At 64.0% G+C, this 20,722-nt stretch carries 18 protein-coding genes; 9 read left to right on the plus strand and 9 right to left on the minus strand.

What is annotated here, in order from left to right; translation table 11 throughout:
- Window positions 1-3: 3 nt before the first annotated feature.
- The 3 genes from ACGFIS_RS04115 to ACGFIS_RS04125 form a co-directional block, all read right to left on the minus strand.
- Complete coding sequence (locus ACGFIS_RS04115) at window positions 4-774, minus strand: DUF2637 domain-containing protein (protein ID WP_392969428.1); 771 nt, start codon at window positions 772-774, stop codon at window positions 4-6.
- Between the two features lie 148 nt (window positions 775-922).
- The gene (locus ACGFIS_RS04120) at window positions 923-1,147 is read right to left on the minus strand and encodes a hypothetical protein (protein WP_392969431.1); all 225 of its coding nucleotides are present in this window, start codon (window positions 1,145-1,147) and stop codon (window positions 923-925) included.
- A 4-nt stretch (window positions 1,148-1,151) separates the two neighbouring features.
- A complete protein-coding gene (locus tag ACGFIS_RS04125) occupies window positions 1,152-1,499 on the minus strand; it encodes a hypothetical protein (RefSeq protein WP_392969433.1) in 348 nt (115 codons plus the stop codon).
- Between the two features lie 211 nt (window positions 1,500-1,710).
- On the opposite strand from ACGFIS_RS04125, the gene ACGFIS_RS04130 reads away from it, so the two are divergent.
- The gene (locus ACGFIS_RS04130; protein WP_392969436.1) at window positions 1,711-2,538 is read left to right on the plus strand and encodes a GntR family transcriptional regulator; all 828 of its coding nucleotides are present in this window, start codon (window positions 1,711-1,713) and stop codon (window positions 2,536-2,538) included.
- A gap of 172 nt (window positions 2,539-2,710) precedes the next feature.
- Here the strand turns inward: ACGFIS_RS04130 and ACGFIS_RS04135 are convergent, their stop codons facing one another.
- The 3 genes from ACGFIS_RS04135 to ACGFIS_RS04145 form a co-directional block, all read right to left on the minus strand.
- Window positions 2,711-3,469, minus strand: a complete 759-nt coding sequence (locus tag ACGFIS_RS04135; protein WP_392969440.1) for a GntR family transcriptional regulator — start codon at window positions 3,467-3,469, stop codon at window positions 2,711-2,713.
- A gap of 84 nt (window positions 3,470-3,553) precedes the next feature.
- Window positions 3,554-3,766, minus strand: coding sequence for a DUF397 domain-containing protein (locus ACGFIS_RS04140; RefSeq protein ID WP_392969443.1), 213 nt, complete (start codon window positions 3,764-3,766; stop codon window positions 3,554-3,556).
- Window positions 3,763-4,665 (minus strand): helix-turn-helix transcriptional regulator, encoded by a 903-nt coding sequence (locus ACGFIS_RS04145; protein WP_392969446.1) that lies wholly within the window; start codon window positions 4,663-4,665, stop codon window positions 3,763-3,765. The genes ACGFIS_RS04140 and ACGFIS_RS04145 overlap by 4 nt, the downstream gene beginning before the upstream one ends.
- 148 nt (window positions 4,666-4,813) lie before the next feature.
- Here ACGFIS_RS04145 and ACGFIS_RS04150 point away from each other — a divergent pair, with 148 nt between their 5' ends.
- Window positions 4,814-5,209: an ATP-binding protein gene (locus ACGFIS_RS04150; RefSeq protein WP_392969449.1), complete on the plus strand. Its 396-nt coding sequence runs from the start codon at window positions 4,814-4,816 to the stop codon at window positions 5,207-5,209.
- Window positions 5,210-5,959: 750 nt separating this feature from the next.
- Here ACGFIS_RS04150 and ACGFIS_RS04155 read toward each other — a convergent pair.
- Window positions 5,960-6,499, minus strand: coding sequence for a hypothetical protein (locus ACGFIS_RS04155; protein WP_392969452.1), 540 nt, complete (start codon window positions 6,497-6,499; stop codon window positions 5,960-5,962).
- A gap of 570 nt (window positions 6,500-7,069) precedes the next feature.
- Here ACGFIS_RS04155 and ACGFIS_RS04160 point away from each other — a divergent pair.
- Genes ACGFIS_RS04160 through ACGFIS_RS04170 form a run of 3 tightly spaced genes read left to right on the plus strand, consistent with a single transcriptional unit; the run spans window position 7,070 to window position 11,242 of the window.
- A complete protein-coding gene (locus ACGFIS_RS04160; protein WP_392969455.1) occupies window positions 7,070-10,234 on the plus strand; it encodes an ATP-binding protein in 3,165 nt (1,054 codons plus the stop codon).
- A gap of 56 nt (window positions 10,235-10,290) precedes the next feature.
- Entirely contained in the window at window positions 10,291-10,782 is a 492-nt protein-coding gene (locus ACGFIS_RS04165) for a hypothetical protein (protein ID WP_392969458.1), read from the plus strand.
- 34 nt (window positions 10,783-10,816) lie between these two features.
- Window positions 10,817-11,242 (plus strand): NUDIX domain-containing protein, encoded by a 426-nt coding sequence (locus ACGFIS_RS04170; protein ID WP_392969461.1) that lies wholly within the window; start codon window positions 10,817-10,819, stop codon window positions 11,240-11,242.
- A gap of 276 nt (window positions 11,243-11,518) precedes the next feature.
- Here the strand turns inward: ACGFIS_RS04170 and ACGFIS_RS04175 are convergent, their stop codons facing one another.
- A complete protein-coding gene (locus ACGFIS_RS04175; RefSeq protein ID WP_392969464.1) occupies window positions 11,519-12,406 on the minus strand; it encodes a TrmH family RNA methyltransferase in 888 nt (295 codons plus the stop codon).
- A gap of 273 nt (window positions 12,407-12,679) precedes the next feature.
- Between ACGFIS_RS04175 and ACGFIS_RS04180 the strand changes: the two genes are divergently transcribed.
- The 3 genes from ACGFIS_RS04180 (at window position 12,680) to ACGFIS_RS04190 (ending at window position 18,485) form a co-directional block, all read left to right on the plus strand.
- Window positions 12,680-14,962 (plus strand): substrate-binding domain-containing protein, encoded by a 2,283-nt coding sequence (locus ACGFIS_RS04180; protein ID WP_392900784.1) that lies wholly within the window; start codon window positions 12,680-12,682, stop codon window positions 14,960-14,962.
- A 316-nt stretch (window positions 14,963-15,278) separates the two neighbouring features.
- Window positions 15,279-16,799 carry an RNA polymerase sigma factor gene (locus ACGFIS_RS04185; protein ID WP_392900781.1) on the plus strand — a complete coding sequence of 507 codons (1,521 nt, stop codon included), beginning with the start codon at window positions 15,279-15,281 and terminating at the stop codon, window positions 16,797-16,799.
- Between the two features lie 216 nt (window positions 16,800-17,015).
- Window positions 17,016-18,485 carry an RNA polymerase sigma factor gene (locus ACGFIS_RS04190; RefSeq protein ID WP_392969467.1) on the plus strand — a complete coding sequence of 490 codons (1,470 nt, stop codon included), beginning with the start codon at window positions 17,016-17,018 and terminating at the stop codon, window positions 18,483-18,485.
- 21 nt (window positions 18,486-18,506) lie between these two features.
- On the opposite strand, the gene ACGFIS_RS04195 is transcribed toward ACGFIS_RS04190, so the two are convergent.
- Entirely contained in the window at window positions 18,507-19,589 is a 1,083-nt protein-coding gene (locus tag ACGFIS_RS04195) for a phosphotransferase family protein (RefSeq protein ID WP_392900773.1), read from the minus strand.
- Window positions 19,590-20,021: 432 nt separating this feature from the next.
- Here ACGFIS_RS04195 and ACGFIS_RS04200 point away from each other — a divergent pair, with 432 nt between their 5' ends.
- Window positions 20,022-20,717, plus strand: a complete 696-nt coding sequence (locus ACGFIS_RS04200; protein WP_392900770.1) for a hypothetical protein — start codon at window positions 20,022-20,024, stop codon at window positions 20,715-20,717.
- Window positions 20,718-20,722 lie beyond the last annotated feature (5 nt).

Below are 20,722 nucleotides of genomic sequence, written 5' to 3' on the forward strand. Positions count from 1 at the left end.
GCATCACCTCTCTTCACTGAGGGCGGAAGCGTGATCGCTGCCCTGTCGGGAGTCGGGGGCGGACTGGTCGGGGGCGTTGAGTTGCCGTCGAAGTTCGGTCGCCCTGGGCGTACTGATCCGCAGCGACGTCCTGAGAGCGTCACGCGTGATGGGACGACCGTGCATCTGTCGGTACTGCGCATCTGCGAACCGGGCCGCTTCCATCAGTTCGTCATCGGTACGGCGCGGTGGACGCCGTCCCCGCCGCTTCGGACGAGGGGAAGGATCGTCCTCCCCGCTGCCCGCCGGTTCGTCCTCTGGCTCGTCCTCCACTGCGGGTGGCTCGTCAATCCGGCTGCGGAGCGCGTGAAGGTGTGCGGTGAGTCCGAGTACGGCAGCCGGTACGGCACCGACGAGGACGACGATCGGCCATGAGAGGTCGATCAATCCGGCCTCTATCGCGTGGTACGCCGCGTTACCGGTGATGCTCATCCCGATAGCGCCGATGGCGTTCATCCGGGCGAAGCGGCGTGCGGCGGCTGATCGGGTGGTGGTGGCCAGCCAAACGCGCGCCGAGGTCATGGCGTGCGCGTCGATGGTGATCGGCAAGAGCCACGCCAGCCGTACGGGCCAGCCGGCGGCGGTGGCCAGCCCGTACAGGCCGGTGAAGCTCGCGACCGCAGCGGAGACGGCTGCGATGGTCATGCCAACCATGACCCACCAGTCCCGTACCGGAACGTCCTCGTCCGGTACGGATTCCGGTACGGCGGTCGCGTGTGCATCGGTCGCGGACATGGACCGTCCTTTCAGATTCCGTCGTGACGGGACTTGCGGCGACGCCAGCGGGAGCGGGACCGGCACTTGTGGCACCGCCACGTGCCGATCTCGGTACGGGCTCCGCAGGGGCAGGAACGTCCTCGGACGTCATTGGGGATTCGCACGGTCACCTCTTGAGGCCGGTGGTCTTGGGCGTGGTCTCGTGGGTCTGGCATCGGACCGTGACGCCGAGGAATCGGCGCGTTGAGGCCGTCATTCGGGACTTGGGGGTGCCGGTCAGGCTCATGCGGCGTTCCTCGGCGTGGATGCCGATGAGGAGGAGCAGGAAGACGCCGAGAGCGCCACCGGACAGGAACACGGCGAGCAGGAGCATGAGGGTTGCGGAAGTCATCGGGTCACTTCTCCTCAGAGGCGTCCGCGATGACGGCGCCGTCGTAGGACATCAGGGCGTTGTGGCGGGCACGGGCGGCGCTCAGGATCGCGATCGCGCTGTAGGTCACGGGACCGAAGTCCCGCATCACGCGGTAGTGGCTGCGGTCCGAGTCCGCGGTGTAGATCTCCGACCCCACGAGGGCCGCTATGCGCTCGATTTCGGTGCGCATGACGTGGTCAGCGCCACGGGCGAAGACCATGAGTTCCGCTCCCGTGGGAGCCGGCACCTCGGAGTGCGTTTCGAGGTAGGCGGCAAGGCCGCGAAGACCGGCAATGAGCCGGGTTCGCTGGGTCGCGTCCGCGTAGGTCATGTGGATCACTCCTCTCGACCTGTCGCGCTCTCCGGTAGCGCGATCGACTACATCTTGTGCGCACACAGCTGTGCGCGTCAAGACGTTAGCGCACACCTTTGCGTCATCAAGTACACGTCAAACTGTGCGCGAACAGATAGACGCACACAGGCGTGCGCGTTACAGTTGCGAGGAACCAGGCGTTGACGCAGGTGAGAGGAACCGATCGATCATGGCTGGCACGGCATCGCCCTCAGCGGGCGCGCGTGCAGGAGGCTCAAAACCGAATCTCTACGAGGTGATTCGGGACCAACTCATAGGCGAGATCGAGTCAGGCCGTTACCCGTCCGGCGCTCTCCTGCCATCGGTGCGAGAACTCACGGCACGGATGGCCATCAGCACCACAACGGCCCGCAAGGCGCTCGCGGAAGTGGTTGCCGCCGGCTACGCGCGCCCTGAAGGCACTCGCGGACACGTCTCAGCTGGCCCCCGCGCACAGCAGGTAGACGAGGAGACTCCTCAACCGACTGAAGCGCCCGCCGCTGCTCGTCCTAGTGGGCTGGCCATCCGGACGCCCGTGACCGTCACGTCAGACGGATATGCGGAATCGGAGACGGAGCACACCACGCTCGACGTGCGCTCCGAACCCGTGCCCCCCGCTGTTGCTCTCGCCCTGGGTATCGACGAGCCGACCGCTCCCGTAGTAGTCCGCAGAAGACTCGTAGCCGACGAGCACGGGATGCCTACGGAGCTTCGCACGAGCTACCTAGAGCCGGGTTTCGCCCAGGCCACCCCACTCGCCGAACCGGAGCAGGTGAGGGGTTCATGGGGTGACGCGCTCCTGGCCTCCGCAGGGGGCAAGTCGTTGGGGACCACTCAGCGCCACGTCTCGGCGCGGCACCCGTCCGACTCGGAATCGGCCATGTTGGGACTCAAGCCCACGGCCTGTGTGCTCACACGTACAGAGACCACGCACGACCAGAGCGGACGTCCGATCGACCACACGGTCACGGTCTGGCCAGCCGAAAGCACACGCCTCAACTTGAGTGATGAGCGATGACCACGGAGAACAGCGAAGCTGAGACTTGCCCGCGGTGCGGCTCAGAAGACGTCGAGGTCAGGACACAAATAGACCTCGCGTTCGGCGAGGAAGTCCCTTACCGAGCCTGCCCCGCCTGCGGCAACGAATACGACCACGGGTTGCCGAAGGTCAGCCGAGAGCCCAACGACTCTTAGGTGATGGTCGTCCGGTACTGGAACTCATACCGGTCAGCCCGGTAGATGATTTTCGCGACCTCAACCGGGGTGTCTCCGGACCAGAACGTTTGCCAGATCTGAATCACCGGGACACCCGCAGGCATGTCGAGCTGCGCCTCTTCGTGCGGTTCGGGCATCCGGACTTGCAGCACCTCTTCTTCCGCATCGACGGCGTAACCGATCGCGTCGAACCGCGGAACGATGCCCTTTCCGCCATACGGGCCTTCGTGCGGCATCTCGATGTCGGTACCGCCCGTGATGGCGAGCGGCTCCCAAGCCACGCTGAACGAGACAGGGCTTCCGCCCATGTTGATCAAATACGAGGTCTCGGAGACAGGGTCGCCCTCCTCGATGCCGAGACGTTCCGCTACTCCGGCAGGAGCCTCAGCGCGTTCGGTGGAGTGCTCAACCTGGAGTTCCATGCCAGCCCGCTCGGACTCCTGCCGGTAGGCCGGCTGAGAGTGTGGGCGCTGGAACCGGTCCCAATGGGTCCTGACCAGGGGCGGACTCTTGGCTACGAACGCCCCCTGACCTTGCAGGAAGTAGATTGCGCCGACGTTCCGTAGCGCGATGAGCGCCCGACGAGCCGCGCCCAACTCACATTCCCACTGCTCAGCCAGCTCTTGCGGACTCGGCAACGGTGAGTCCGCACCCAAGTCTCCGCTCTTGATCCTCTTCTGAAGGTCGTCGGCGATGGCCTGATGCGGGGAGAGGTGTTGATCACGGTCGACCATGGATGGATTCTCTCACAGACGGTGGCCGCTACAGGGGGCTAAACGCTGGCCGGTTCCGAACCACACGGTTCCGAGAAGACCAGGTCAGCGCAAGTCGTACTCGCGTGCCGTGACTCGTCCGACGAACGACTTCCATTCGGCTGCGGTAACGATCAGCTTGGGGCCGTCCGCGTCCTTCGAGTCGCGGACACCGATCACGTCGGCCAGCCTCGCCACCTCGACGCATGCGCCGCCCTGGTGGTCGCTACGGCTGGCCTTACGCCAGCGGGCACCTTCCATGCCACCCATGTCCCTCATGCAACTTCCTCCATCAACCTTGTGATCAAGCGCCGGGACTCATCGACTCGGAGCGCGTCACCTCGCAATGCGTTGTACCGCACTGCACACTCTCCAACGGCGCTTTTCTCCTGAAGAAGCATCCCTTGCCCGCCTGCTTCGATGTACGCCACGTCAGGCGCGTCCACAAAGCTCAGCAGAATGAAACTGCCACCCAAGCCAGGGTAGTAGCCCGCATCTTGCGGTACGACGTCGATCCAAACATTAGGCAACTCACCAATCGTGAGCAAGTGCTGAAGTTGCTCACGCATCACGGTTGATCCGCCGACAGTACGCCGCAAAGCGAACTCGTCCACGGTAAACCAAGCTTGGGGAGCATCCTCAGCCGCAAACATCTCTTGCCGCTTCAAACGGTCCTTCACGAGCTGGTCCACGAGATCCGGCCGCTGATTCCAGCCGACCACAGTACGGATGTAGCTCTCGGTCTGCAACAGACCATTAATCATGGCTACGTCGAAGGCACGTATCGTAGTCGCCTCTACCTCGACTTCGAGATACCGATCAAAGCCAGGCGGGCGGACCGTTCGGTGACGTGTGTCGACGACACGCTTCCATAGCCGCTGGAACAGCCCATTGGTCTTGAAGAAAGTATCGAGGTCCTGAGCGAACTTCTCCGAAGGGATGTTCTTCCCGGCCTCGATCTGCCCGAGCCACTGCGGCGTGTACCCAAGTTTCTCAGCCAACTCCTGCTTGCTCAACTGAGCTTCCGACCGCCAAGCGGTCACCTCCGCCGCGAATGTCTGGATTGCAGGGTCTTCATATGCTTCGCGTCGTGATCCCACTGCCGTCTCCTCTGCGAAACCCAGGGCGGGGTTTCGTGGACTAGAGCCGAGGTTTACCTGACCCGTCTCGGGGTTCATGGCGAGAGTAACTCACCCTTGCGAGTCTGGTCACGGCATTTCAACCGGAAACCAGAGGCGATGGTTCCCCATGGTGAACACCCGCCCGCCGCCACATGGCCCTCATAGGTGCCATCCGGCAACCGCGAACACTCCAAAGGTCGTATCGATGCACGCAACCGTTCTCGCACCCGAAACCCCGACTCTGATCCTCGACCCCACCGACAGGGCACCGGCGGAAGCACGACGCTTCCTCGCGGCGTGCTTCTGCGAGTGGGGGATCAAAGACGACTCTGACGGCCGTCTCGTCGTCTCGGAACTCGTCACCAACGCCCTCCGACACGGCTCCGGAGAGATCATCGTCCGCATCTTCCGGGACGAGAACGACGGCGCACTCACCATCGAGGTATGGGACCAGGGAACCGGTGAACCCCTTGCGAAACCGGAGAGCGAAACCGAAATCCACGGCCGGGGACTGCTGACGGTCGAAGGCATCGCGATCAAGTGGGGAACGCGACCCATCAGCGAAGGAGGAAAAATCGTATGGGCAAGACTCGCAGCCTAGCCATTCAGATGGCCAAGCGCTTACGCAGTGCCGTCCAGGCGTACGCCCTCCGGTGCCGCACCCGTATCGGGCACCACACTGCGGCGCATTATCTCGATTGCCTGGCCATAACGATCGCGCCTGCCGGCTGGCGATGCCTCCGGCTCTACCGTCCCGACGACTTCCCGCTCTTCCGTCCAACGCTCCGCGTCTACGCCCCCGGGGCAGATGACGTCGAAATCTGGATACACGTACGAGCGGAACCTCAGGGCCGTTGGAGCTACTACGAGGCTGGACAAGATGGAACAGCTGGTCACCTGTTCCACTGTGGAGACGCCAAAGGAGCGGCCGAACAGGTCGGACGCATCCTCCAAGAACGCATGTACCCCTTCTAGGGGAACGCTTCCCCAACACGCCCCCGGCTTCCGTCTAAACGAGCTTGGCAGAAGCCGGGGGTCTATACGTAGGAGTTCAAGTGCACAGCATTCGGTACACCTTGCTTCGTCCGATCAGCCCCCTGGTTCGTTCCTACCTGAAGAGCCAAAAGAGAAGGCATATGGACTACTCATTCCGCTTCATACTGACCGAAGAACCGGAACAGGCAAACGCCCATTGGCAGACTGCGGAACTGTTCCGAATGGCAGCCGACTCCCTAGCCGCGAACAAGACACGGCAGCCACCACCGAGCCACCAGACTCCCGCCAGAATTCTCATCAGAGAAGGCAGAATCATCAAGCTATAGCTTGCACCGAGTTTGGCGCGTGAAAGCACTCACCCTAGAACCGAAGCTTCGGCGGCCATGTTGAACTCGGGATCGATCTGAGTAGTGAGATCGACCCCTACAGCCTTGTTCACCCAACTTTCGGCGTTCCTGACATGGAACTCCGCACCCTGCCGGGAGAACTTCTCCCACTCCTTCGGCTGAGCATCGACCTCCGCCTGAAGCTTGCGGAGCACTTCCCTCCCATGGTCGTCGAGCGCGCCGAGATCGAAGGGGCGTCCCTGTTCCATCGGCCGAACGGCCGGCTGGTGCCCCATGCACACAAGCAGGTCATCCCCCACCTGCGCACGCAGGAACGACTCGTCGTCGTTCGTCTGGACCTTGTTGCCTACTACCGCGATCTTCACCCCGAAGTCCCGCGCGTACTCGATGTACTGCCGGTAGACGGCGACGCCCTTCCTCGTCGGCTCAACCACCAAGAACATGACATCGAACCGTGTGAACAGACCAGAGGCGAACGTGTCCGCCCCCGCCAGCATGTCCACTACGACGTACTTTCCATGACCGTCCACCAAGTGGTTGAGGTACATCTCACCCCCCGTCTGCCCTGGTGCACGACACCAAGGTCCTCGTCGTCGAGCTGGCTGGCTGTGCGGAAGGCCACTCGACTGATGCAACACGAAAGATGCGTGAATAAGTTCGTTGCCCCGACCCGCAGGAGTTTCGAGCCGCTCCGTTGGCCCACTCTTCACCGGTCTCAGCCGTGGACGCGGATACGAGCGTTGGCCCCTCCGAGGTACTCCTTGATCGCGTAGAGGTAGGTCCCAACGCTGGGACCCCGCTACCTCCTCGTCGCTACCTCCTCGTCACCAGACCCCCAGAGCAGCGCGCAGGCGCTGGCTGACGGCTGATTCAAACCGCAACCGCCACGACCCCTCCGCATGTAGATGCCGGATGCAGAGGCGACGTAATTACTTACCGGTGCCACCGTTACTTACGAAGATCGCTGGCAGTCATGCACCATGACACTCGCCAGCCAGCTAGATCATTTGACCCATGTGGCCAACTCCGGCCAAAGGCATCCCTTGCATCGGGATCGACTGACATGCGCAAATCCATGACGCTAGCGTATGTGAAACCGCACACAGGAAGGGGCTGTGATGGAGATACGGTTCGTTAGCGAGGCCGAGAAGCTTGCAGCTGGCGCTGGAGATCTAGAGGCTTTTAGCGGGTTGAACCTGCTGCACATAAAGAAACAGGTCGCCGAACTGTTGCGACACGTCGGAGAGCGGGGCATATTCGATCAGTACACAAGGCACGACATACAACACGTTGATTCCATGCTAGAAATGCTTGGATGGTTAATTCCAGAGTCGACTCGTCCAATTATGACCAAGGCTGACTGGCTCCTCATAGTGCTATCAGTCTACTTCCATGACCTCGGCATGCTGGTAACAAAGGAGGAATACGACAGTCGAGAGTTGAGCACTTTCAAGGAATATACGGGACATAGACTCGTAAGCAATGATGGCGAAGGGCGAGATTATCGAGAACGTCTGTCTGGCCTTTCCGAAGACGAGAGAGAGCGTTTCCTCTATCAGGAATTTGTTAGGGCCCACCACGCTACAAGGATACGCCGGTGGATCGAAGCTCCGGACGACAGCAGGCTAGGAGATTGTCGCAAGCTGGCACTGGAAATAAAATCTCTGCTTCGGGATCTCGATCCCACATTCCTGAGGGATCTCGGACTGGTATGCGAGAGTCATCATAAAGATGACCTTGATAACACCACCATCTATCCCGTCGAACAGCCATACGGCAATTCCAATGACGAAGTTGCAAACCTTCAGTACGCGGCCGTTTTGCTCCGAACTGCCGACCTCCTGCAAATAACACGTGATCGCACCCCTTCGATAGCGTTCCGAGTACTTGCACCATCCGACCCGCTTAGCCAGTATGAATGGGCGAAACATCGCTCAGTCCGCTCCATAAGAGCACAGTCCCCTCGGGACGCTGACGGTGCCGTAAGCAAAGAGAAGGAAGCATCCGTCATTGATGTATATGCGGATTTTGAACAGGAGGATGGTTTTTTCGGCCTCACTTCGTACTTGGCCTACGCCAGCAAGCAGCTGGAACAGAGCCACAAATGGATTTCCAACACACAACGACAGCACGACAAAGCGCATTCCTTTCCATGGCGAGCTATCAATACAGACCGCATAAAAACGATAGGTTTCTTGCCAAGTCAATACGAGTTTAGTATTGACCAGGCGAAGATCCTCAACTTGTTGACGGGGCACACCCTTTACAACGACACTACTGTCGTGATTAGGGAACTCGCCCAGAACGCTATAGATGCCGTCCGTTTGCAGCGCGTCGAATCTAGCACTCAAGGAAATACCAGCGACGGCTTTGTTAAGATTTCTTGGAATCCAAGTGAGCGTATCCTTGAGGTCCGAGACAACGGTACCGGTATGACGCAGGAGATTATCGAAAACAACTTTCTTCGGGTGGGAGCAAGCCGGTATCAGGATCCGAAGTTTAGGGAAAAGTTTCCCGCGTTTAACCCGATCAGCAGATTTGGCATCGGCGTTCTTTCGGCATTTATGATCGCCGATCAAATTGAAGTCTACACCTGCCACCCAGAAGAAGAGGAAGTTCGACAGATCTCTCTACGGTCTGTTCACGGTCGATATCTGATACGATTGCTAGACAAGGGAGTAGAGGAAGAAGCAAAGGCCCTTGTACCTCATGGCACCGTGGTGCGACTAAGGGTACGCGCGAGTGCTCAAGTTGATGACATTTTGGCGGTTACGCGAAAGTGGTTCGTTCTTCCAAGCTGCCGGCTAACTGTCCAAGTGAATGATGAACCAGAGCACACGGTCGGCTACGAATCGGTAGAACAAGCGCTCACGCATACTCTGGTCGATGCTGGCGTTGTGAGGGAAGAACTTCTTCGCAAGCCTGGAGCCACAGTAGAGGTGAGGAGTGCTCAGCGGGGCGCTGTTGAAATGGCTTACGCTGTTGTTTGGAGTAAGTGGAACCGTGCCTGGGAACTGCTTCACCCGAATAATCTGTGGGCCTGCGCTACGTCAACGTTCAGAGGCAATCTCGCACGTCACACGCGGCAGTCTCTCCCGCAGCTCGGCATATGTGTCGAAGGAGTGCGAGTAGAGTTTGATAGCCCTGGCTATAAAGACCGGTACATATTCGCGATCGCAAACACATCGGGTCCCGACTCCCCAAAGACGAATGTAGCCAGGTCCGGTCTCGAAGAGACGCCAGAACTCGAAGCGACGATCGATGATATCTATTCGATCTACCTTCAGCACATCGAGAAAGAGTTCACAGAGCTAAGCGGGGCTCGCGGCTATTCGATCACTGGTGCGAATGCAGAGTGCGAGTTCCAAATAAATGATCTCAATCCTCGTGGGGGGTACGAAGGCGAAGCAGCGCTGCGTTCTCGTGTTCGCATGCGAGAGATGATGCGCAATCTGAAGATTCTGGTTGTGGAGGAGGGGCGAAACCGTCGACCGGTATCCCTCGCAGAACTAGAGGAGTTGGATGGTTCTCTCTTCACTATTGAAGATAACTTCATAAGAAGTGCTGAGATGTTCTTGAGGGAGTTGCCTAAGGATGCTTCGCTGAGCGGTCTTATGGAGCAAGTTGATATACCTGAAGCCTTCCCGCAAGGCGTCCTCTTGGTACGCCTTCCCTCCAGGGGGGATATTCACGATCTACTTACCAGTGAATGGGAAGCATCTCAGTTGATATGTGACGAAGGGAGATTCCGCATTACAGTCCGTTGGAGCCGACGCGGGGCGCTGGCACGGTGGATAGACGTATCCGCAAGGCTTCATGCCTTCAATGAACGCATCTTCGAAAGACTTATGGAGTACCGTTTTGCAAGGGCTTTCGGACATCATCTTTACGTGCCTGCGAACGAGGTAGAGACAATCGGCCTTGAATCGTATGACTGTGTTGTCTCTCAGGGTTATACGTACTTTACTCGCGAATCGCCGTTCTTGATCGCTCTTGGCGACGTCTCCCAGTTCGATGTAGCTGACCTCATCGTAATCTACATTTCGAGTTCGCTAATGGGGAAGGGAACAGACCCATATAAGGATGAATTCGAATTTGCACTCCTCGGAGACCCAGTGAGTCGGTATTCGCAGGGCGTGGAATGGAATAACGTCGTTGAAAGCATTGTCCGCCAGCTCGGCCTGCCTGGGGCACTGGCGGATCAGGTACTCGAGAAGCTTGCGCGCGTTCCACAGATTCGACGGTTTGATATCCACGCAGGAAATCGGAGAAGGCAGGGCTGACAAGGCAGGGCTGACGAGGAAATCAAAGCTAGTCAAGTAAGATTCCAACCCAATGGATGGCCTTTGTGGACCTCAATCGAGAAAACGGACGAGACATAACCATCGCCGACTCTCTGGCGTATGAAAGATATAAATTCATCCTTCAACAAATCCATGCCCTTAATGAGAATGTATACAGGTTCTTAGCAATCTATCAATCACTGACTACAGTCCTCGCGGGTGCCGGCCTCAGCATCTTCGTAGGTTACCGAAAGTGGGGAGTTCAGCCCGACGTTGCCCGTACTGGGTTGCTAGCTGCGGTGGCATTGGCCACACTTATTGCTCTTTTTGCAGTTTTGCTAATTGTTGTTGGCATCCTGTCATGGGTAGACTACCGACGTGAAGAGTGCGAACTAGCGGATCAATTCGTCCGTCCCGGTTTCCGCAAACCGCCTAAAGTGGCCAATTTTTTCCGATGGTATGAGACCTATATAATTGCTTTTATTTTGGCTTCAGTCGTGTTCTTGTGGATATCTGTCATCGTGATATTTTTACCCAAGATTGAGTGACCACCCTCTACGAGTAAGTTTAGGAAGAGCGAAGTTGGTTGTACCTGGTAGAGATTGTATCGGAATTGGTGTTGGTGCAGTCGTCTTCGATGGCGGTGGCTGTGTGTTTTTGGCTCGCAGAGGTCATGCCGCGCGAAATGAAATCGGCGCATGGGAGTTTCCTGGTGGGTCCGTAAGATTGGGTGAACGGCTAGAGGACGCCGTGAGGCGGGAGTTTCGCGAGGAGTATGGCCTCGAGATTTCACTTACCTCACTTCTGGGCGTATTTGACCATATCCTTGTATCCGAATCCCAACATTGGGTATCAGTAACTTACCTTGCCAGAAGCCTGCCCGGCGTTCCTGCGATTAGGGAGCCGGGAAAATGCAGCGAGATTGGATGGTTTTCCCTATCCTCTCTTCCGGTTCCCCTATCTAAGATTACTTGCGCGAACGTCTTCGCATTGAAGGGTGCCCACTAATAGCTAGGCACGCATGCGGTCCGAATGCATGAGCGATGGCCCGTCGAAGTGTAGACTGTACTATTGAATAGATTGCCATCGCTCTCGTCGGCGTAGCCTACGCTATGCTGCATCGAACCTCGATTAAAGAGACAGTTGTGTTCATCCAGAAATTTACTTCCCAACCGGGATTCCCAGCCCAGTCGCACTGCTGTTCTTTGATCAGCGGTCGCACGTCATATCGCTGTGGGTATCTCATGGAACGGTGGAGGAATCGAGGCTGATCATCAGGCGCTGCTACCGAATGAGGGTGTGGCAGGCGATGGCGGCGGCTGCGGTTACGTTCAAGGAGTCGACGCCGGCGGACATGGCGTCCGGGCTCATCGGGATGCAGACCGGCTCGTCGGCCTCGTCCAGCCAGTGGGATGACAGGCCGTCGCCCTCTGAGCCTAGGAGGAGGGCCACGCGGTCGCCGGTTGATGCCTTATCTATAGGTGTGGCCGTCTGGTCGGGGGTCAGGGCCAGGAGGGTGAAGCCCGCGGCGCGCAGCTTGCCCAGGTCGTCGTGCCAGTTGGTCATGCGGGCGTACGGGATCGCGAACACCGCGCCCATGGAGACCTTGACCGCACGGCGGTAGAGGGGATCGGCGCACCTCGGGGACAGGATGATCGCGTCTACGCCCAGGGCTGCGGCACACCTATATATAGAGCCCACGTTCGCGTGATCCACCAAGTCCTCTAGGACCAGGATGCGGCGGGGTGGCTCTGTGTGTTGCACAGGGACGTCGACATTGGTGTGGTCGACGATGTCTTCGCAGACTATGACGCGGCGGGCGGTGCTGAGGACGGTGTCCACGGTGGGGAGGGGGAGGCGTTCGAGGGACGCCAGGGCGCCGCGGTGGACCTGGAAGCCGGTGATCGACTCCATGGTGGCGTCGTCGGCGACGTAGGCGGGGGCGTCGAGGGCGTCCAGGACGTCGGCGAGGGGTTCGGCCCAGCGGCGGGCCATCAGCAGGGAGCGGACGGGGTGGCCGGCGCCGATCGCACGGCGGATCACTTTCTCGCCCTCGGCGACGAACAGGCCGTGCTCGGCTTCCAGGCTCTTGCGGAGATTCACATCGCGGAGTCGCACGTAGTCTGCGATGCGGGGGTCTGCGGGGTCGGTGACGGAAACCAGGCTGGCCATGCCCCAAGTCTGCCGGTGGGCGGAGCGTGGAGCGTCCCGGATGCGAACGGGATCCAGGCGCGGCCACCGCAACGTACACCACGGTTCGCGCGAGGGGGGCCGTCGCGTAGCGCCGCCGTCGCGGAGCGTGCCGACCGGGGGCAATGCCAGGATCGTTGAGACATACGCTCATGACCTGCGTCATTATCACTTTTGAGTTCTTTGTAACCTCTAGTTCGTACTACTACAGTGCCGTGGAACATCGGCGGGTTTCTGGTGAATCGAGGGCAGGCCATGAGCGGACGTCATCGCAATGACATCCCCGAGGGGATGGGCGAGGGCGGGTACGACCCGTCTCGGCCCGTCTTCGGTCCGGCCAACGACGGGTCATCCGACTGGTTCGGCGCACGGGACGCCCAGGGCCAGCCGCTCGCCCAGCCGCAGGCCGGTCCGCAGGGGGCTCCGCCCGGCGCGGCCGGCCCCGGGGCGTCAGGCGAGACTCCCGAGTGGTTCACGCCGCGGCAGACGGGTGAGCAGCCCGTCTACGGCTCCGGCGGGCATGGCGGTGGACGCCCCGGCGGGCCCCGTCCGGGAGACCCGATGAGAGGCCGCCAGGGGCCGCCGCCCGGGAGTTCCTCATCGCCGCTGGCCGGAACCGGCTACAGCGAGTATGACTCCATCCGCAGTTCCGACGGCGGTCCGTCGGGGTTCTTCGGCGGTGCCTCGGGGCCGGGTGACTCCGGCGGCTACGGCGGCGGTTCCGGTGGATCCGGCGGTTCAGGCGGGTCCGGGGGCTCGGGCGGGTCCGGTGGTTACGGCAGCGAGTCCGGCGGCTACGAGTACGGGCGCCGCAAGCGCAAGCGCAGTGCGACCGCGCTGATCGGGCCGATGGCCGGCGCCGTGGGCCTCGCGCTGCTGCTGGGCGTCGGCGTCTACGCGTTCGCCGAGAGCGGCGGCTGCACGGGCGACAACGCGATGAACCTGTCGGTGTCGGTCGCGCCCGACATCGCGCCGGTGGTCGAGAAGGCCGCCGAACGCTTCAACGACGGCAAGCACGAGACCGACGGCAAGTGCGTCAAGGCCACGGTGACGAAGGCCGAGCCGGCGTCGGTGTCGACGCTGCTGTCCGGGCAGGGCGTCGCGAACCCCGCCAACGAACGCCCGGACGTGTGGATCCCCGACTCCTCGCTGTGGATTTCGCTGGCCCAGGCGAGCAAGGACACCAAGGACGCCGTCCTGGCCACCAAGACGTCGGTGGCCAAGAGCCCGATCGTGGTGGGCCTGCCGCAGTCGCTCGCGGCGCAGCTGAAGAAGCAGGGCATCACCGCCAGCCCGTCCTGGGACAACCTCCTCAAGGCCGCCGGCGGTACCGCGGGCGGCGCGGTGACCAAGAACCAGATGATCCCGCCCGGCACGGTGCGGCTCGTGGTGCCCGACCCGATGCGGAACGCGGCCGGCATGGGCTCGCTGATGGTCACGAGCACGCTGCTGGCGAACGACCCCAACCGCGACTCGATCTTCACCGGCATCGTCCGGACCGTCCGGGAGAGCACCGTCCCGACGGTCGACGCGGAGTTCGAGGCCTTCCGCAAGAACAGCGGCGGCAAGCAGCCGATCTCCCTGTCGTCCGAGCAGGCTCTGTGGAGCTACAACCGGACCAAGCCGGAGGAGCCGGCGGTCGCGCTGTACCCGCTCGAGGGCACGCTGTCGATGGACTACCCGTTCACCGTCACCACCAAGGACGCCGGCAAGCAGAAGGCCGCCCGCCTGCTGGAGAAGGCGTTGGGCACCGAGGCGACCCGCAACGACGTCCACGCGGCGGGGTTCAGGACGCCGGACGGCAAGGCGCCCAAGGGCTTCGACCAGAAGACCGGCGTCAGCCCGGCCCGCCCGCGGCAGCTGCCCACGCCGAAGAGCGAGGACGTCGCGAAGGTCATGCAGGCGTGGTCGAAGCTGTCGCTCGGACTGCGGATCCTCTCTCTGCTGGACGTGTCCGGTTCGATGCTCGAGAAGGTCGGCCCGAACACCAACCGGCTGCAGGCCCTCGCGCAGGTGTCGCAGGGCGGCCTCAGCATGATGTCGGACGACACCGAGCTCGGCCAGTGGCTGTTCTCGACCAACATGGACGGGGATCTCCCCTACAAGAAGTCGGTGGAGATCGGCCCGCTCGGTGAGCGGATCGGGTCCACCACCCGGCGCGGTCTCGTCCTGTCGACGCTCAACCAGATGCGGCCGAAGCCGAACGGCGACACCGGGCTGTACCGGACGATGCTCGCCGCATACAAGATGATGAACGAGACCTACAAGCCGGAGTTCGGCAACTCCATCCTGCTGCTGACCGACGGGAAGAACGACGACGCCGGCGGCCCGTCGCTGAAGGAGACGCTGGAGCAGCTCAAGGGCATGCAGGACCCGAACAAGCCGATCCAGGTCAACATGATCGGGTTCGGCAAGGGCGTGGACCGCAACGAGCTGGAGCAGATCGCCGAGGCGACGAACGGCACGGTCCAGGTCGCGATGACGCCGCAGGAGATCAAGAAGATCTTCCTCAAGGCGCTGTCCCGGCGCATCCAGTGACCGGCATCCAGTGACCGGCACCCGGTGACCGGCATCCGGATGATCACCGGTCGGTGATCATCCGGATGCGGCAGGTAGTTCTTGATTTTTCCTGGCGATCGGTGTCAACCGGGCGCCGCAGCCGATCGTCAATCTAGGTGGAGGCCCGACGGGGAGCGGGGCCGTCGGGCCTCCGATCTACTTTCCCTCCCTGGCCCGCGAGGGAGCCGGTCGGGAGACCGGGGCCGGGAGAGTACGTCGGCTCCCCAGTGAATCTTCCAAGCCCGTTCCCGTCGACGCGGACGAGGATTCCGAACACAGCCCGCGGGAGGACCTCGTGTCCGGTTGGCCCAGTCTCGATCGCGCCGATGACGAGCGCCTGGCGCGGTCCCTGGCCGCGGGCGATCCCAGCGCCCTCATCCAGGTCATGGATCGCTACGCGGCCCGCCTGTACGACTACTGCCACGCACTGCTGCGCGACCAGGACCAGGCGGCCGGCGCGCTGCACGACGCGCTCATCGCCGCGTACGCGCACGTGTCCATCATGCGCGAGCCCGACCTGTTCCGCGGCTGGCTGTACGCGCTCGTCCGCAACGAGTGCATGCGGCGGCTCCGCGACCCGGACCGTCCGGCCGAGCGCCACGAGGCCCCAGAGGCCGAGGACGGCTTCCTGGACGCCGCGGAACTGGCGCAGCGGCTGGAGGCCCGCCAGCTCGCCCACAGCGCACTGGCGGGGCTGCGCGGGCGTGAACGTGAGGCGCTGGACCTCATGCTGCGGCACGGCCTGGACGCCGCGGAGGTCGGCGGCGTCCTCGGGATGGACGCGCGGGAGGCCGCCGGCATGACCGCCGGCGCGCAGGCCCGCCTGGACGACGCGCTCGCCGCCGCCCACATCGCGCGGAACGGGCCCGGCTGCCCCAGCGTCGCCGCGCTCACCGACGACGGAGGATGGCCGCTGCCGCCACCCGTCGTCCGCAAGCTCGTCCACCACATCGAGACCTGCCCGACCTGTGCCTCCCGGCGTGACCGGCCGGTGTCCGCGGCGCGGCTTCTGCAAGTGATGCCCGTCGCGATGACGCCGACGGACCTGCGCGGCCTGGTCATGGCCACCGCCACCGACCCGGCCCTGGCACCCGACCTGTCCGAGATCGCCTACCGGGCCGAGCCTTTCGACGACTGGGGCTGGCCTGTCCACGTCGACCGGAGGGCGAACGAACGGGTTTCTTCGGAACGGGGCGCCCCGCGCGCGCTGTGGCCGATACTCGCCGCCGTCGCCGCCGTGGTGCTGATCGTGGCGGGCGCGTTCTTCATCATGCCCGACTCGTCCGGTGGACGGACGGACGCCCAGGGCTCCCCAGGGCCGTCCACATCCGTTCCCGACTCGTCCCTGCCGAGCGAGGCCGAAGAGCCGTCAGAATCGCCCACGCCCACGGAGAGCGCCACTCCGACGCCCTCAGCCACACCGACCACGTCCACACCGGCGCCGACCCGGACGCGCCGCCAGTCCTCCGAGCCGAGACCGAGCCTCACCCAGCCGAGGAAGGGCACCCTGTCGGTGGGCGGCGGCTCATGCAATCTCAGTGGCACCGGGGACGTCTGCTCGTTCCCGGTGCATGCGGACGGCGGGTCGGTCACGTGGTCGGCATCGGCCGGGTCGCCTCTGAGCGCCAGCGGGGGCGGCACACTGTCCCACGGACAGTCGAGCGCTGCCACAGTCAGGCTCGCGAGTTGCGAAGTACCGGGTTCCGGGGCCGGTGCCGTCGTCTTCTCTCCGGGAGGCGCCAGCAGATCCGTCTCGTGGACGTGCCCCCCGAACGGCGAAGGTGGCGGTGGCGGTGGCGGCGGCCCACAGGGCTGATCACGAAACGTGACATAGATCACATTTTTTGGCATAAGGGCTGATCGACTAGGTCGGATGGCCACGGCGCGTACCGATTCCGTCACGGAGATTCGAGCACCGGGGAGAAATCTCAGCAACTTGGTGGCAAGATCGGGCAACCAGAGCGGGCCGACAGGCGTCGGGCGCTCACCGGGGGCACGATCGACAACACCGAATTCGACTGGGAGGGTTCCCGTGGCCGGTGAGCCAGGGCCCGAGCAGAACGATGACCTCAGGCTGGCGAACTCGCTGCGAGCCGGGGACGTCATCGCGCTGACCGAGGTTTACGACACCTATGCACCGTTCCTCTACGACTACTGTCACGGGCTGCTCCGTGACCGGGTGGAGGCGGCCGGTGCGCTGCGCAACTGCGTCGTCGCGGCCCGCGAGCACATCGACCGGCTCACCGAGCCGGACCGGCTGCGCGGCTGGCTGTACTCGATCGCCCGCAAGGAGTGCATGCGGCGCCGTGACAGCCCCAACCGGCACACCGGGCAGGAGGCGCCGGAGGCCGACGACGACCTGACCGACGAGCAGCTCGCCCGGCGTGAGGAACGCCGCCTGCTCGCGCACAGCGCGCTCGCCGCGCTCAACGGCCGGCAGCGCGAGGCGATCGACCTGTCGGTGCGGCACGAGCTGGACGAGGTCGATCTGTCCGGCATCTTCGGGATGCCGCTGGAGGAGACCCTCGCGCTCGTGGAGCGGGCCCGCGAGGACCTCGCCGCCGCGCTGCACGCCGCCCTCATCGCGCAGAACCACTGGAAGGACTGCCCCAGCGTCTCGGCGCTGACCGAGTCGTGGCCGCTGTCCCCGCAGACGGCGGCGTCGCTCGTCCGGCATGTGGCGAGCTGCCCGGTGTGCGGGGAGCGCGAGACGCCGCCGCTGCCGGCCGACCGGCTGCTGTCGGTGCTGCCGATCGCGGCGATCCCCGCGGAGCTGCGGCTGGACGTGCTGACCGCGACGACCGCCGAGGACCGCGCCGGGAACCGCCGCGCCATCGCCGCCTGGACCGAGCCGTTCGACGAGTACGGCTGGCCGCTCCCCTACGAGCCGACGCCCACCCGCGTCCGCGAGCGGTCGCCCCGGCGCCGCGGCCCCCTCATCGGGGCCGTCGCCGTGGCCGTGGGAGTCGTGGTGCTGTCCGTGGGAGCGATGTCGGCGCTCGGCGGCGGGGACGGTGAGAACACGTCGGCGACCGGACCGGCGGTCCCCGGTGACAGCGGCGGGCCGGTGGATTCGGGCCGGCCCGAGGCCACGCCGACCGATCCGTCCCCGACGGTCATGTCACCGTCCCCGACCGAGTCGAAGACGCCGTCGAAGAGCCCCTCGCCGTCCAAGACGCCGTCGAAGACTCCGACGACGCAGCCCCCGCCTCCGCAGAACACCGTGGAGCCCGACCCTCCGAGGAGCGGCCGCCTCAGTGTGGACGGGTGCCGGATGGGCAACGACGAGTCGTGCACCATCCGCATCACCGCGGTGGGCGGGGCGGTGACCTGGCGGGTGACCGGCGCGTCCGGCGAGCTGAGCGCGGGCGGGAGCGGCCGCCTGTCGTCGGGCGAGTCCGCCGGCGTGACCGTCCGCCGGACGAACGTCATCTGCTGGGGGGACAAGACCGGGTCGGTCTCGTTCTCGCCGGGTGGCTCCGCCCGGGTCTCGTACTGCTGATCCCGGGTCGAGTACCGCTGATCAGAGGGTGCCGGTGTCCAGGGTGCGGTGTGCGCGGTCCAGCAGGATCGGCACACCGTCACCGATCTGGTCGAAGCCCTCGCCGACGGTCGCCTTCTGCAGATAGCGGGCGTGGATGCCCTCCAGGATGACGGCGAGCTTGAAGCACGCGAACGCGACGTAGAAGTCGAGGTCGGCGAGGTCGAATCCGGTGAGCGCCGCGTACCGCTCGGTGAACTCGCGCCGGGTGAAGAAACCGGGCGCCGAGGTGATCGTGGCGCCGACGGGGAGGCGGTCGGCGTCGGCGGCCTCGGCCCAGTAGACGAGCGTCAGCCCGAGGTCGGACAGCGGGTCACCGAGCGTCGACATCTCCCAGTCGACGACGGCGGCGATTTCGGGACGCGGCTCCAGCCGGGCGAGCGCGTTGTCGAGACGGAAGTCGCCGTGGACGAGGCGGGCGGGGGCATCGGCGGGCATCCGGTCCGCGAGCCTGGCCACAAGCCGGTCGTATTCGGGCAGGTCACGGGTGGCGCCGGTGGCGCGAACGGCTTCCTGGGAGCCGTCCCACTGCTTGCCCCACCGCTTCAGCTGACGCGCCATGTAGCCGCTCGGGCGCCCGAAGTCCTCCAGGCCGACGGCCTTCACGTCGACGGTGTGGATCGCGGCGAGCGCCCCGGCCAGTGCCTCGCTGAGGCCGTTCGCCTGCTCGGGGGTGAGGTCCTCGGCGTCCTCGCGGCTGCGCAGGACACGTCCCTCGACGTAGTCCATGAGGTAGAAGTTCGCGCCGATGACGTCGACGTCGTCGCAGAACGCGAGCGTCCTCGGCACCGGCACCGCCGTGCCGACGCCGAGCGCGGTCAGCACCCGGTATTCGCGGCCCATGTCGTGGGCCGTCGGCTGGACGTGCCCGAGCGGCGGCCTGCGCAGCACGATGCGGCGGCCGCCGTCCAGGGTGATCCCGTAGGTGAGGTTGGAGCGCCCGCCCGCGATCAGGTCGATCGCGCCGATGCGGCCCGATCCGGGCAGCTCGCGGTCCAGCCACTCCGCCAGGCGGGGGGCGTCGATGCCGGGGACCCCGGACGGAAGCTCTGCGTCAACGGTCATGACGACCTATTAGAACGTGGCTCGGTCTGGGCTGTGAACCCCACCCCGGTACCTTGTCGCTGCGGCCGGTGACGCGTCGGCCACTTCCGGCCGACTTGCAGCTCAGGTGCACCTGACGTTCAGCATCGTCCTGATCTGCGGAAACACGTCGGCGTTCGGGGCCGGGCGGCCGATTCGGCGCGACCTCCGGAGGAAAAATGCAACGCCAGGTGGATTAGGCGAAACCCCGGGGTACGCATCTGCGACGACACCCGAGCAGCATGGTCTCTACCCGGCGCGAAGGGTCATAGCCGTCATACCCGGCCCATGACGGCAGGCTGGACTTTATGGGTCCCGCTGGGCTATGAGAGTAGGACTAGACCATTCGGGACTAGACCGCCCGATTGGGGGGGACACACCGTGGCAGACGCATGGCTGCCGGGAGCCGGCCGCATGCCGGCGCGACAGGACGGCGGAGCTCTGCGAGGAGGTGCTCCCCGGGTCGTCTGGTGCGCCGGCGAACACGATCCACGCACCGTCTCCGCCCGCTCGGTGGCCGCCGACCTCATCAAGGACGACCGGCCGCCGCATCTGGTCTGGCATCCCGGCACCGGCGAGATCGTCCAGCTCCTGCCCGCCACCCGCGCCGCCCGGCACCTCGGCGGGCGCGTCGGCCATGAGGGACGCGTCTGCGTGCAGATCATGGTGATCGGCCAGTCCAGGACGCCGTTCACCGGCACGCCGCTCAGCGGCATCGACGCGATCGTCCAGTGGCTGGACTCGTGGGGAGTCCCGCGCCACTGGCCCGCCGGGCCGCCGCTGCCGTCGCCGCAGTCGTACCACGCGAACCGCGACCGCAAGGACTGGGCGCGCGGCGGACACTACGGGGCATCGCAGGTACCGCTCGTCGACCGTCCCGACCCGGGCGCCATCGACATCCGCCGCATCACCGGGCCCGACACCCCCGTCGCCCCCATCCCGAAGCCGCGCGCACCCCTCCCCGACGCCGCGACCGCGCCCCGCCTCCTCCCCAGGCCCCCGCGCAAGCCCGACCCCGTCCGCCCGCCACAGAAGGAGCCGCCGCCGGGACGTCCCCTTCAACCCGCCCCGGAGCCCGTGCCGGTCGCGCAGTCCGCCATGTCCAACTGACCCCC

Source organism: Spirillospora sp. NPDC048824 (assembly GCF_043198455.1).
In the GTDB taxonomy this organism is placed as follows: Bacteria; Actinomycetota; Actinomycetes; order Streptosporangiales; family Streptosporangiaceae; genus Spirillospora.